This is a genomic window from Pseudovibrio sp. SCP20, from assembly GCF_057774105.1.
In genome coordinates, this window is sequence record NZ_JBYMDH010000002.1 from 293,855 (window position 1) to 307,342 (window position 13,488).

14 protein-coding genes are annotated in these 13,488 nt (G+C 52.4%); 8 read left to right on the forward strand and 6 right to left on the reverse strand.

Annotation, left to right across the window (positions count from 1 at the left end; all coding sequences use genetic code 11):
- Positions 1-201: 201 nt before the first annotated feature.
- A complete protein-coding gene (locus AC3CB2_RS09865) occupies positions 202-537 on the reverse strand; it encodes a hypothetical protein (protein WP_352932556.1) in 336 nt (111 codons plus the stop codon).
- A gap of 454 nt (positions 538-991) precedes the next feature.
- Here AC3CB2_RS09865 and AC3CB2_RS09870 point away from each other — a divergent pair, with 454 nt between their 5' ends.
- On the forward strand, positions 992-1,630 hold the full coding sequence (locus AC3CB2_RS09870; protein WP_037036385.1) for a septation protein A: 639 nt from the start codon (positions 992-994) through the stop codon (positions 1,628-1,630).
- A gap of 82 nt (positions 1,631-1,712) precedes the next feature.
- Here AC3CB2_RS09870 and AC3CB2_RS09875 read toward each other — a convergent pair whose 3' ends face one another.
- Both AC3CB2_RS09875 and AC3CB2_RS09880 read right to left on the reverse strand, forming a co-directional pair.
- A complete protein-coding gene (locus tag AC3CB2_RS09875; protein WP_008548588.1) occupies positions 1,713-2,258 on the reverse strand; it encodes an ActR/PrrA/RegA family redox response regulator transcription factor in 546 nt (181 codons plus the stop codon).
- A gap of 131 nt (positions 2,259-2,389) precedes the next feature.
- Positions 2,390-3,745, reverse strand: coding sequence for an ActS/PrrB/RegB family redox-sensitive histidine kinase (locus AC3CB2_RS09880; protein ID WP_352932553.1), 1,356 nt, complete (start codon positions 3,743-3,745; stop codon positions 2,390-2,392).
- A gap of 232 nt (positions 3,746-3,977) precedes the next feature.
- Here AC3CB2_RS09880 and secB point away from each other — a divergent pair, with 232 nt between their 5' ends.
- The 7 genes from secB to rsgA all read left to right on the forward strand — a co-directional run bounded on the left by secB (position 3,978) and on the right by rsgA (position 9,052).
- Positions 3,978-4,484 (forward strand): protein-export chaperone SecB, encoded by a 507-nt coding sequence (gene secB, locus AC3CB2_RS09885; protein ID WP_008548640.1) that lies wholly within the window; start codon positions 3,978-3,980, stop codon positions 4,482-4,484.
- Between the two features lie 165 nt (positions 4,485-4,649).
- Positions 4,650-5,102 carry a hypothetical protein gene (locus AC3CB2_RS09890; protein WP_352932551.1) on the forward strand — a complete coding sequence of 151 codons (453 nt, stop codon included), beginning with the start codon at positions 4,650-4,652 and terminating at the stop codon, positions 5,100-5,102.
- An 11-nt stretch (positions 5,103-5,113) separates the two neighbouring features.
- Positions 5,114-5,548, forward strand: coding sequence for a hypothetical protein (locus AC3CB2_RS09895; RefSeq protein WP_352932549.1), 435 nt, complete (start codon positions 5,114-5,116; stop codon positions 5,546-5,548).
- A 74-nt stretch (positions 5,549-5,622) separates the two neighbouring features.
- On the forward strand, positions 5,623-6,111 hold the full coding sequence (locus AC3CB2_RS09900; protein ID WP_352932547.1) for a hypothetical protein: 489 nt from the start codon (positions 5,623-5,625) through the stop codon (positions 6,109-6,111).
- Between the two features lie 61 nt (positions 6,112-6,172).
- Positions 6,173-6,685, forward strand: coding sequence for a hypothetical protein (locus AC3CB2_RS09905; protein ID WP_352932545.1), 513 nt, complete (start codon positions 6,173-6,175; stop codon positions 6,683-6,685).
- 182 nt (positions 6,686-6,867) lie between these two features.
- Positions 6,868-7,668 (forward strand): protein-L-isoaspartate O-methyltransferase, encoded by an 801-nt coding sequence (locus AC3CB2_RS09910; RefSeq protein WP_352932543.1) that lies wholly within the window; start codon positions 6,868-6,870, stop codon positions 7,666-7,668.
- Between the two features lie 343 nt (positions 7,669-8,011).
- Complete coding sequence (rsgA, locus tag AC3CB2_RS09915) at positions 8,012-9,052, forward strand: ribosome small subunit-dependent GTPase A (protein WP_352932541.1); 1,041 nt, start codon at positions 8,012-8,014, stop codon at positions 9,050-9,052.
- A gap of 421 nt (positions 9,053-9,473) precedes the next feature.
- On the opposite strand, the gene AC3CB2_RS09920 is transcribed toward rsgA, so the two are convergent.
- The 3 genes from AC3CB2_RS09920 to AC3CB2_RS09930 are packed head-to-tail and all read right to left on the reverse strand — an operon-like array spanning position 9,474 to position 13,404.
- On the reverse strand, positions 9,474-11,066 hold the full coding sequence (locus tag AC3CB2_RS09920) for a sensor histidine kinase (protein WP_352932539.1): 1,593 nt from the start codon (positions 11,064-11,066) through the stop codon (positions 9,474-9,476).
- Positions 11,063-11,764 (reverse strand): response regulator transcription factor, encoded by a 702-nt coding sequence (locus AC3CB2_RS09925; RefSeq protein ID WP_352932537.1) that lies wholly within the window; start codon positions 11,762-11,764, stop codon positions 11,063-11,065. Before AC3CB2_RS09925 ends, AC3CB2_RS09920 begins: the two co-directional genes overlap by 4 nt.
- Positions 11,765-11,766: 2 nt before the next feature.
- On the reverse strand, positions 11,767-13,404 hold the full coding sequence (locus tag AC3CB2_RS09930) for a DUF4153 domain-containing protein (protein WP_352932534.1): 1,638 nt from the start codon (positions 13,402-13,404) through the stop codon (positions 11,767-11,769).
- Positions 13,405-13,488 lie beyond the last annotated feature (84 nt).

Below are 13,488 nucleotides of genomic sequence, written 5' to 3' on the forward strand. Positions count from 1 at the left end.
GTTGCGGACGAAATGAAATTCTAGTGTTTAGAATTGCCGGGATTATGTTGGCGATGCGGTAGCTGGTTGATGGCTCTAAAGTGCAAATAAGGCGGTGCTGAACCTTAATCAACACCGCCCTAGGAACGCGTATCTACGTATAGTCGTTAGATACTACCGGCGTTAGCAACCGGCTCGATACGCATGTACAGTGCAATTGACTTAGTCAATAACGCCCTGCTCGCGTGCTTCAGCGATCAGTTCAGAACAGTATCTTTCACGAGCTGCAGGGTCTTTGATCTTCTGAACAGCCTGCTCATGCACCATAGACATCATGATCACAGTCATGAGGTCCCCTTCATCTTCATTCTTGATTTCGTTCATCAGCGCTTTGCCCTTTGCATCAGGAATAGTGAGGCCGCAGCTTTCTTCTGCTCCAATAAAGCTCGCAATGGTCGCGTACTTGATCATTGTATCTTTGATAGGACCAGCAAAGGCAGACTGAGTGGAAACGCTCAGCAGAAGTGCAGCCGCGAGGCATTTAAGGGTGGTGCTCATAATATGTCGTTCCAGATAAAATTGGATGTATCGTCACTGCACATGAAAATGCGCAGCATTTTAATAAATATGAGATTCAAAATATTATGTCGACGCAAACTCATCCCGAACTAATTGATAAATTTTACTTTTTGCAATTTGGGATTTGCAAGAAAAATCATAGGGTAACGAATTTCGCAGCCTTAATTGCTCTAATAAATTGCTTAAATTATCTAATGTAATCGACATAGAGCCTTTCGTCCTCACTCGAAACTGCTGTATTTGCTTCAGCCTGAACGCCTCTTAGATGTTTCAGTTGAACGCATAATTAAGGCTTTCGGGGCGCAAAACGGCCCAATTGGTGCCATTAAACTTGACGATTTTGCAATTTCACTCTTAATTGCCCTTTTAATAGCAAAATTGCTGCTTAAATCTCTCAGGTCGGGAGAAAAGCAACAAAAGGAAGCCTTTGCAGATGAATTCAGAACGCTCTACGCAAACCACTGAGCGCCAGGAACCTTCTCCACTCTTGAAGCTGGCCCTAGAGCTCGGTCCATTGGGCGTTTTCTTCATCGCCAACTCCAGAGGCGAACAGCTTGCAGAGATGTTCCCTGCGCTGGGTTCTCTCGGGCAACCAATTTTTATTGCGACAGCTGCCTTTATGGTTGCGATCTCCATCTCCCTTACCGTTTCCTACATTCTCACCCGTCATCTGCCGGTGATGCCGCTGGTCTCTGGTGTGGTGGTGCTCGTGTTTGGTGCGCTGACGCTGTATCTGCAGGATGAACTGTTCATCAAACTCAAGCCAACCATCGTGAATACCCTGTTCGGGTCTATTCTACTGGGTGGCCTGTTCTTCGGTAAGTCTCTGCTGGGTTATGTGTTTGACAGCGCCTTTAAGCTGGATGCGGAAGGCTGGCGGAAGCTAACCATGCGCTGGGGTGTGTTCTTCCTTGTACTGGCGCTGATCAACGAGTTTGTCTGGCGCAACTTCTCAACGGACTTCTGGGTGGACTTCAAGGTCTTTGGTTTCATGCCGATCACCATGGTTTTCACCATGATGCAGCTGCCGCTGATCCAGAAGCACAGCCTTGAGAGCGAAGAGAAGAGCTAAAGCTCGCTCTCTTTCCTACATACAGACAAAATTAAAGCGCGGTTTGGGCCGCGCTTTTGTGTTTTTAGCAGTAAGTTCCGGATTAGCGCGGTGCGCGCTTTGCCAGGATGCGCTGCAGCGTTCTGCGGTGCATGTTCAGGCGACGGGCTGTCTCTGAAACGTTGCGGTCACACAGTTCGTAAACGCGCTGGATATGCTCCCAACGAACCCGGTCAGCAGACATTGGGTTCTCTGGTGGCGGAGCTTTATCGTTTGGACGGCGGGTCAGCGCTGCCAGAATATCATCGGCATCAGCTGGCTTCGCGAGATAGTCAATCGCGCCAAGTTTTACGGCGGTTACAGCGGTTGCGATGTTGCCATAGCCAGTCAGGATGATTGCGCGCGCGTCCGGCTTTTTCATGCGGATGGCTTCAACCACGTCCAGACCGCTGCCATCTTCAAGGCGCATGTCTACGACAGCATAATCAGGTGCCTGTGCTGCAACTTTACTCAGCGCTTCTCTAACACCATCTGCGGTTTCCGTGTGGAAACCCCGTTTCTGCATCGCACGTTCCAAACGCTGCTGGAAAGCACGATCATCATCAACGATTAGAAGGCGTCCAAGAGGTGCAACTTCTGGTTCTGTCATTTTGCAGGTCCGATTAATCTACGGTATTCACAGGCCACTTTAGTATATTTTTCAGTTAAGGGAAGTTCCCAACGGCTTTTATAGCCAGATTTCGCTAAAGTATTTTTACTAGGATACCTAGAGATTTACTCTCAGGATTCTGGAGTTTGCGCTCCCTGATCCATGGTTTCACGCAGCCAGCGAATATGGACCAAAGCACCGTGCTCCGGATCTTTTCGATTATGAAAATTCACTCTTCCGCCTGAGCGCTCCAGCAATGTTTTGGCGATGAAGAAGCCGAGGCCAAGGCCGCCGCCAGACTGGCGCTCGCCGTCATCTATAAACTCTTCTTCACCATCCTCAGAGATAGCAGGCGCTGAGCGTTTGGAAACGTATGGCTCACCCATGCGAGCGAGAACTTCCGGTGCGAAGCCCGGGCCGTCGTCTACGATGAAGATTTCGACGAACTTCTCATCCCACTTTGCCTCAAAGAGAACCGTGGTTTCCGCGAAGTCTACAGCGTTTTCCAGCAGGTTGCCGAGGCCGTAGCTGATGGCAGCATCACGGACACCCACTGGCTCTGGCCCAGTGCCTTCTGCCTTGACCTTGATTTCAATGCCGAGGCCTCTGTGAGGCTCTGAGACGTCCGAGAGCAACAGGGAGATCGGCATACGCTGGAACACTTGATCGGCATCACTGGAGAGGCTGGTGAGCTTCTTCAGGATCTCACGGCAGCGGGCAGCCTGAGAATAAACCAGTTCAGCATCTTCACGCAGCGGGTCGCCCTTTTCAAACTCCGTAGAGAGCTCTTTTGCGGTCAGGTAGATCGTGCCCAGCGGGGTTCCCAGTTCGTGCGCTGCGGCCGTTGCAAGGCCATCCAGCGCAGACAGGTGCTTCTGGTGAGCCAGAACCATGTCACTGGCTGCCAGCGCGTTGGAGAGCTGGCGAGCTTCTTCTGCGACGCGCAGGGAGTATGTGGCCATGAAGAACATGGAGCACATGAGTGAGAACCAGACGCCGACGAGATACAGCGGTGGCAGATCGATCTGGGTGCCATCGTACCACGGCAGCGGCATGTGGAAGGCGGTGAGCAGCGTTACCACTGCGCCAGCCAGCGCGCCAAGGATGATGGTGTTGCGGGAGGACAGCGCGGTCGCGGAGACGACAACAGGTGCCAGAATGAGGAAACAGAACGGGTTGCCCAGTCCACCGGTGAGGTAGAACAGGCCGCCGAGCTGGATGATATCGTAGGCCAGCTGTGCTGCTGCTGCGTTTTTGGAGATGCGCGTGCTGGATGGCCAGCGGATTTTCAGGATGACATTGAGCCAAGCCGAGGCGGCGACCAGAACGTAGCTGTAGCCAATTGGCAGCGGGAAGTTGAGCAAGTAGTGCACAACCAACAGAGAGACAGTTTGTCCGGCTACCGCCAACCAACGCAGACGGACAAGCGTATCCAGCTTGATCTGCGGGTCTAACAGTCGCGACTGTCCTTCCGGTGTGCTTATCATTTAATCTTGCTCCAATACGTCATAAAAGCCCTTCATAAATCACAGGTGATCCACTTGCCAATGGGTTATGTGGCAGAACTATGCTGTTTTGCCGCTGAAATGTTAGCATAGCCTTGTATCCGCCTCTGGGGCATGCTAGCCAACCATCTAGTTGCGCAGGTACGGCAAACAAACACTTAAGAGTGACAGTGAGTTGTACCAGTGATTGTTATTGCGACACGGGAAAAACGATATGAGTGAAGCTAATACTGCTGGCGAACAGGGTGAAGCAGCTGCTCCAGGTATGAACATCCTGGCTCAGTACATTAAAGATCTGTCCTTTGAAAACCCAAATTCTCCGAAGTCTCTTCAGCCAGGTGAACAGCCTAAGCTGGACATCAACGTAAACGTTGGTGCAAACCCAATTGGCGAAGACCAGTTCGAAGTAATTATTACCCTGAACGCAAAAGCGAACACTCCTGAGCAGGTTCTGTTTGCTGTTGAACTCGTTTACGGTGGCGTATTCCAGATCACCGGTGTTCCTCAGGAGCATATGCACCCGTTCATCCTGATCGAGTGCCCACGCATGCTGTTCCCGTTTGCTCGCAACATTCTTGCAGACACCACCCGCAATGGCGGCTTCCCTCCACTGCTGCTCGATCCAATCGACTTTGCTGCTCTGTACCGTCAGAACCTGGCACAGGCTGCAGCAGCACAGCAGGCACCTGCTGGCGACAATGGCGAAGCAAAGCCAAACTAAGAATTTTAAGTTTCCGGCCAACTGTCGGTACTTTGACAAAGCCACGCTGGGTTCCAGCGTGGCTTTTGTTTTGCCTGCAATTCGACATTTCGATCTAGGAAGATGTTTAGTTTCGCCACCTAGGATTGCCGCAGTCAAAAGATAGAGGCCTCAAGAGACTTAAAAATGCGGCATCCAAGATTTTTGAATATTGCTGGCGCACTGGGCATTGCTGCCCTTTTGATGACACCTGTTGGCTCCCTTGCCCAGGACGAAGAGCCGGAGATTGCTGGCCCTGAGGACTGGCACGCCTACAGCTACTCCGCAGAGCAAATTACCGGCGACATCATTCTGGCTCCCGGTACCATCGAGATGGGTAATGCTGGTGTTCTGACGATTACCGGCGTTGAGGGCTATACGCCAAACCTGTTCTCCTTCAGCGGTGCCACCTCGCTCAATCTGCCTGAAGGCAAATACTTCTGTGAGAAAGGCGTCGACAAAGGCTTCATGGTCATTGATCGATCCCAGCCGGATTTCCTTGTGATTGACGTCTTCGGCGGGGATGTGCCACCTGTCGCTGGCAAGGGCGTGGACCAGCAAACTGGTTTCTGCGGCTCGTTTACCTACAACAAGTCATAGGGGCTCTCAGCATGGCACGATTGAACAAGGGTGTTGGCTTTGCTTCTGTGTGTTTGGGGTTCTCCCTTCTGGCGAACCCACTCGCTTATGCTGAAGATACTGGTGAGAAGTGGATCGCAGTGAGTAACACCGCGATGAGCATTACTGGCGATATCGAGTTATCTCCTACAGCCATTACCATGAGCACTGGTAGCGTTTTGCCGCTGGAAGCTGTGAAAGGTGACGTCCCTAATCTTTATCGCTTTACTCATGCCAATGATCTCAAGCTACTTCGCGACAATACCTTTTGCTTGCCACATACAGAAGTGGGGTACGTCGTGCTGAACTACCGAGGTAAGGAGGAGTTGGAGATTGATGTCTTCGACGGTGACGAAGCACCTCACAGCGCTGATGAGCTAGAAAGCCAACCTGGCTTTTGCGCTTCTTATTTCTATCAAAAACCGTAGTGCTTATAACTGCATTTGCACCTCGATCAGGTCTGTGCAACATACGCTTTATTCTGATGTTGCACGGGGCTGATATGCGGATCAAAGACGCCAATTTCTATCGGAAATACTACAAAAAGTATCATGGCAAGGATCCGTATAAGAAAACTCCGAAGCCCCTCACCCGTCTTGGGGTCACCCGCAAGTATCTGAGCTATCTGCTGTTCTACATCTCCTCCACTTTCCTTCTGAGTGGCTATGCCACCAGCATGCGGGATTTGTTGATCTTCAACTATGTCGTTGCATGCGTGCTTGTTGTGGCTGCTGTTTTCATCTGGCCACGAGAGGTGAAGGCGCTGGAGCTCATTGGTCGCTATCTTGGTGTTGTTCTTTTTGCGGCGGTGTACAGCGCAGTGATCTTCCTGCCGATAGCATACACAGTGACCACCGAGGAGTTTGCCGCCTTTTTGCAGCCCTTCCCGTGGATCATTCATGCAGTTTATCTGCCCCCAGCCATCTACGCTGGCATCATGATCTGGCGCGCGCCTTCTGCGAAGGATGAGGCGAACAGCTCTGCTGTGTGATCTCTGTGGACGTCAGGTTGCGCCGGAGGTATCTCTATGCGAATAAACGAGAAATCGTTTTATGCACGGCGCACTTATGCAAAACAAAGCCATCAGCTTTTATAAGAAATACAGCAATAAACATTCAGAGCAGGAACTCTTTGATCCAGATTTGATACCGCTGACGCGCTTTGGTCTTTTTCGCAAGTATCTCAGCTTTGTTGTCTTCTATCTCTCCTATCCATATGTGAGCAAACTGTTGGACGCCACTGCACAGGATAGCTTTGCCAGCAACTCTATCCATCTTGGCGGATACCTTGTTCTCGCTGCCTTTTTGTGGCCCAGACGCCTCAGCTTGTTTGGCTTCCTGATGCGTTATTTCAGCATCTGGGGCGCTGTTGTTCTTTATTGGATACTGATCATTTATCTGGTCACGCCAGAGAAGCTTAAAGCGCTGGTTGCTACCTATCCGTGGCTTCCCAAGGCTGGCTGTTTGCCGTTTGCGTTGTATGCGCTGGTGATGATCTGGCGTACGCCAAAATCAAAAAACAGACGATCCTGGCGCCAACAGCTCCGCGCAATGAGGCTCAGTTAAAGTTTGGCCCCTCATTTCAACTGGTCTTCAATTGCTCTCGGGAAAAGTTAGTCTGTCCCGGAGTTCGTGGCCTTCACGTGTCGCGCTCTAACAATTGATTTGAGCGGAACCCTTGCATTTGGTTGTATCTGGCCAAATGAGACATGCTCAATCTCCTTTCCTGAGGCAGCGGTTTTTCTGCGATGTCTGAAAACGCATACGCACAAGAAGTTTGCTACAACCTGCGTGGTGGGAACCGCGCGTTGCTGATGGATGCGTTTGCCAATATCCGCAAAGAAGACTTTCTGTTCCCCCCTCCCTGGAAGGTGGCCATAACCACGCCCGGGTATGGACGCCGCGCCATTTTGCAGGATGCTGCAGACCTCTATCAGGACATGTTGGTGGAGTTAGTACATGAGGCTTCCATTAACACCGGGCAGCCTTCGCTCTGGGCGCAGATTTTTAACTGGTCGGGCCTCAAATCGGGGATGAGCGTTTTTGAGTCCGGTTCTGGCCTCGGGTACTTCACCGCTGTTATCGCTCATGTGGTTGGGCCTGAGGGTTCTGTTTACTTCGACGAGCCCCATGAGAAGCTGCATGACAAGTGTCACGAGAACCTAGCAGGCATCAAGAATGTCCATGCGGTGTATGACGGTGCTGCGCTGGACCGGACTTATCTTTGCTATGGCACCACTACAGTTCCTGCTGAGCTTTATCGCAATACTAAGCTGCGGGGGCAGATTGTGTTTCCCTTCACTGATGACTGGGGGCACGGTTTCTTCATCAGCCTGAAAAAGAAGAAGAAGGTTTGCGAGTTAAAGCTTGGGGCGCCCTGCGCCTTTGTGATCAGCCGGGACTACAAGAACAATCCTTACACCAATGACTTTGGCGAGCTGACGGATATGGCGGTGGACGTCAAATTCGTTGAGCAGGCTTTGGATGACAAAGTGCTGGATGTGGCGAAGATGATCCATCTGGCGATTGAAGCCAAATCCCACTCTTAGAACATGTTACGCTCATTTACATTCACGCCTCATGCTCTGACTTCTTTATTTTGAACGAGTTCTTGTCGTTTGATTGAATTCAATCAAACGGAACGCGCTCTAGCTTTTATGCCGCATAGTAATCCGGCTTGCCAAACTTCCCCCGTCTCGCTAAGCTCATTCCCGTTGCGCATGAGCGTGATGATCCGAAACGTAACCAAAGGAGGTGCATTATGATTGTGATAAAGGTGCTTCAGGCAGGTTCGTTTAAATAGGCAACACGCCTTACCTGCCTGACCCACTTTGGGGTCCGTATGCGTTGGCTACGGCGACCCTTTGGTGCTGTTCTATTTCAGGCAGATAAATGTCCCATAAATTGATTGAGCTGGGTTGGTCCGCTCATTTTATGATGCAGCTTCAGGATGATGAGCTGCAAACCCTTCCAGTTGCCCGCGTGACGCAGGTTCACCGTAACCAGATGATTGGCATAGGTCATCAGGGAGAGTTCACCCTGAGCGTTCCCGGCCACAGTTCAACCGGCGATTATGCGGTTGGCGACTGGGTGGTTTACGACGTGCATGCTCAAGTCGTTCGTGCATTGGACCGGCTCACGCTGGTGGAACGACGCGCAGCGGGTGAGGATGCCCGTGCGCAGCTGATTGCGGCCAATCTGGATGTGTTGTTCATCACCACCTCCTGCAACAAAGACTTCAACATCGCTCGGTTGGAGCGGTATCTGGCCGTGGCTCAGCAGGCTGGCATTCAGCCCGTCGTTCTGCTGACGAAGGCTGATCTGGTGGATGACACCTATGCGTTTGAGGCGGAAGTGCAGAAGATTGATCCGCTGTTGCCGGTGATCGCGCTGGATACCCGCGATCCGGAGCAGATTACGCCGTTGTTTGACTGGTGGAAGGCCGGGCAAACTGCAGCATTGGTGGGCTCTTCCGGCGTTGGCAAGTCAACAATCCTCAACAGCCTAAGCGGTTCTTCCGCCAAGACTGCTGGCATTCGCGAGGATGATGCGAAAGGCCGGCATACTACGACGGCTCGCTGCCTCTATCCTGTTAGGGATGGGCGCTGGTTGATGGATACGCCGGGCATGCGTGCTTTGCGGCTCTACGATGTTTCTGAGGGCGTTGCTGCGGTGTTTCAGGATCTTGTTGATCTGGCAGAGCACTGCCGGTTTTCGGACTGTAGTCATGAGGGCGAGCCGGGCTGTGCCATTCAGGCTGCGATTGAAGAAGGGGAACTGGATCCATCACGGCTTAAACGCTGGAAGAAGCTGGCGCGTGAGGAGCAATACAACAGCGAGACTGTTGCGCAATCCCGCTCCCGTTCAAAGAGCTTCTCCAAGATGATCAAGCGTGTGCAGGCAGATAATCGTATTATGAAGGGCGATTACTAGCCCCTTTGAATAGCATCCCCCACAGGGTCAGCTTGTGGGGGTGCTACCGCTTTTTCAGTTTACCGGTTTCCAGCTAGAACCTTCAAACTGATTTAGGGGAGCCGACCCGCGGTTTTGGCAGAGTTCGCAGGTCGGCTATATGCCCTTGAAGTGTTGTTGTGTTGAGGCAACTTCAAGGACCTCGGGAGGTTTGCCCACTCGGTGGATATGCTGTCTGACCGAAGTGGTGACGCTCACCTTTTTTCAGCCAAATGCAGTGCTGCAATACCGCAGTTGGCGAAGCAGCTTTGTTTTTCCAGCTGCATTCAACGAGTGTTGCGCGTTTCAATGAAATGAGCTGTTCTATAAAGAACAGCAGGGAAAGATTTTTTGAGGTAAGCGCTGCGCGCGAAGCAGTGCCCAACAGCTGAGAGATTCGGTTTTATACCGAGTTTGTCGTGGTCTTTGGTAGTTCAACCAGGAATGTGGTTTCCGCTCTATCCGGCAGATACGACACGGTACCGTAGTGTGATTTGACCATGGATTGCACGATACCAAGGCCCATGCCTGTGCCGCCTTCTGCCCTTTGGGTGGTGAAGAACAGGTCGAAGATCTTTCCAGCATTGCCCTCAGAAATGCCGCTGCCGTTGTCGCTGGTGTAAAACAGCAGGGTTTCTGGCGTTTCCTCAATTTTGATGGTGAGCTTGCTCGACCCGTGGTTCACAGCGTTTTCCAGCAGGTTGGAGAAGATAATCTCCGCATTTTCCAGCGTGATTGGCAGGGTCTGATCTCTCTCGCAGTTCACCTCTAGCACCAGCTGCTCATAGTGACTTTGCAGGTGATCGAGCAGTTCACCAAGATGCAGAGTTCCAGAGGACTTGGGGTTGTCCGCACGAGCCAGATGGCGCAGGCGATCCAACAGTGCGGATAGGCGGTTAGAATCCTGCAAAATGTTGTTCAGGAATCTGGTGCGCTGGTCCTTTGACATGTCGTCCCCGGATTCCAGCAGGAGTTCGACTGCTCCTTTGGTGGCTGTGACCGGCGATTTCAACTCATGTGCCGCGTGAGAGGCGAAGGTGGAGATGTAATCCGCCCGCTCCGAGATTTTCCGGGCCATGGCGAGGAAACTGTCTGCCAGCGATGCAAACTCACGCGTACCGTTGTGCTTTAAGGGAGCGATTGCCTGTGTGTCACCGCTGCTGATCCGCTGAGTACGGTCGATCAGCTCGTAAATAGGCTTGGTGATGACCCGCAGGAACACAAAGCCGATGGCAGCTGTCACAAGCAATGTGAAGGCGGCGGCGATCGCCACGATCTGCCATTGCTTGAAGAGCTGGCGCATGGTGTTGCTGGGGGTGCGGGAGGCGTAGATCACCCCAACCACCTTGCCCTGCACCAGAACCGGCATTGCAGAGAAAATGCGCGTTGATGTTCCGCGGCTTAGTGAAGTCAGTGCTGGTGCTGGCTCATCTGAAATGCGCTCGCGCAGGACGCTGCGGTATTGGCCAGAGAGTGCCGTTTGCACTTCCTCCACGTGGCTTAGGGAGAGGCCGACTTCACTGCGCCCAGCGATAACGTTGCCTTTGTGGTCGAGCACACGGAAGCCAGCCAGAGTCACCTTCTGCGTTTCCATCAGCAGTGGAGACAGGCGGCTGCCGATGTTCAGCATCACCTCACTGGGTGCTTCAGCGGCTTCACGAGCCTTTGCGCGGCGTGGGTAGGTTTTGGCGGAAAAGAGGTAGTTGCGCGGTGCTATCGGCGTGTAAGAGCCGTTCTCCACGCTTACACTGCGCTCAGCACTCACGAGGTCATCAAGGCTGATCTCCTCCTGCTCTTCCACCATTTGCGACATGACGGCTGACAGGACAGCGCTTTGAGCAATCAGGGCGTTTTCCGTTTGTTGGAAGATTTGATGCTCGAAGATGCGGAAGAACAGGATGATCGCGAGCGGCAGCAGCAGCACGCTGAGCAGCACTGCAACCACCACAAGGCCCAGCGTTGGGCGCCACTTCTTTTTTGTTGCCGTGGCGATCATGATGGAACCGGCAGTGCCGCCAGTCTGAAGCCAACAGCGTGCACCGTCTCAATCAGATTCGGCGCCCCTGCAGTCGTCAGCTTTGAGCGGACATTGCGGATATGGCTGTCAATTGTCCGGTCTGAGACGTGAATGTTGGGCGGGTATGCCAGATCGATGATCCGATTGCGGGAGAACGTCATGCGGGGGCGGTCCAGAAACAGCTTCAAGATCTCGAACTCGATGGACGTCAGTTCCACGGACTGACCGTTGTAAGCCACTGAGCGGTACGAAGGATCAAGCTGCACGCCTCCGGCCTGAAGCTGAGAAGGTTTGGCCTCTCCTGTAATCTTGGGGCCATTGGTGCGTTTCAGGATTGCGCCGATGCGGGCGACCAGCTCTCGTGGGCTGAATGGTTTGGTAACGTAGTCGTCTCCTCCCATTTCCAGCCCGAGGATACGATCGATCTCTTCATCGCGAGCGGACAGGAACAGGATCGGCACTTCTGAGTGCTTGCGGATCTCGCGGCAGACTTCGAAGCCATCCATCTCCGGCATGCCGATGTCCAGAATGATCAGGTCCACCGGCTGCTGCTTAAAACAGGCAACAGCCTCAAATCCATTTTCAGCAATAATGGTGTTGTAGTTGGCTTTTTCGATCGCGAAAGTAATCACTTCCCGAATGTGCGCATCGTCGTCAACTACCAGTATATTTTGCATTCTCAGAGGCCCGGATCTTCACGATAACGAGTTCTACTGTCAGAGGCCGGGGTTTGCAACTTAGCCGGGGTTTCCAGTTGTGTTGGAGCCTGCGGTTTTGCCGGAGCCTGCGGTCTTGTCGGGACTTCGTTCTCTTGCAGGTAGTTGAGCAACAGCTGATTTCTAAGGCTCCATAGGCGCCAGTCATCCGCATTACGCTTCACGGTGCGAGCCATACTTCGGCGGGATGACCATAGTTCCAGAAAGTCTCTGTTATTTGCGGCAACACCTCGCTCCAGTTCACTTTTCATCTTTGCATCAATGGCCGGGATAGCCTGTGGCCCCAAGCTGATCAGGTACCAATGGTCAAACTTGGAGTTATCGGCGTAGGTCACGTTATAATCTGCGATCAATGCGGCTGTGTTTGTGAGGCTGAGCGTGTAGAGGATCCCCGCAACTGCCAGCATATTCACACGAACGAGCCAACCGTTGTTTCGTCCTAGGGCCAGTTTGACAATGATGCTGAGTACGCCGATGAGTACCAGAATCACCCAGATCAATGCATAGAGGCGCAGGTAAGTCATTGAATAAACGCCGACATAATTGCCGAGGCGCGCGAGGCAGGAGGCGACGAGCAGAGCGGTCTGGATGGTCCATGCAAGCAGCAGCACCTTCACCAGTTTGGACTTGGCAGTTGAAGCTCCAGAGCGGCTGGCGAACAGTACAAAGATAGCGGCAAGCAGAGCGGCAATGATGAGGGTGTAGACGCCTTTGTGGGCGTAGTTGGCATAGGTGGTGCCTGCCGGAAGTTCCTGAGAGCCCCACAGGTAGAAGGCATCCAGCACAGTTTGCAGAGCAAAGAGGCCGTTGAAGAGCACGAGCGAGCGGACAACTGCTTTATAGCCAAAGATTTCATCCAAGACAGATCGGTAGGCTTGAACAGTTTGCTGCTCCGGTGTTTTAGCCGCGGATTCAACAGCCTTCTTTTTCTTCAGCTTTTTTCTGAATTTTACGCGCAGGAACGGCCAGATCAGAGCAAAAGTGATGGACCAGAACACGATGCGCGCCATGTTCAGTTTTTCAAAGAGCTTGCCTAGGTTGATGCTGAGCAGCCATTGCTCGATGACAGGGTTTGAAGAACTGAACAGATACAGAAAAATCGGGAACAAGGTGAGTGGCAGAAACCAGGTGAACGCCAGTTTGGCGTAGTTGGACAATGGCCGCTTACGTCGTTTGACGCGGCTGAGCGTAAACATGTCTTTGATGAAACCCAGCGGCCAACGGCGCAGGAAGATGAGCAGTATTTTGACCATATTTAAGTCAAAGGCATTCACGCGTCGGTTCATGATGAGAGTGCACATGGCCAGAGCGAGAATGGCAATCAGCCCGCTTAGAAAATCCCACTGGAGGACACTTGGTACAACGCCAATGATCACTGTTAGCATCGTGATCCAAGCAAGGCGGGGGCTCACCCGGTGTCCGCCCAGCAGCATGATCGCAAAGGCAACGGCTACAATGAACAGACTGAAGCCAATTTCAGCCCGGTGACCAAAGAACAAATAGTCAGCAAGCAAGCATAGGCCCAAACCGAGAAGAAACCGGGCCTGAATGCCCATTGCAGGCATCCAAGACACCGGCTGAATGCGAGAGTTAGATAACATCAATTTCGCCCCTGAAATCATTAAGTGAATGAACTCAGGCGACGGTCTACCGGTGCCCCTTGCAGGCAGTTGGGCAAAACCGAT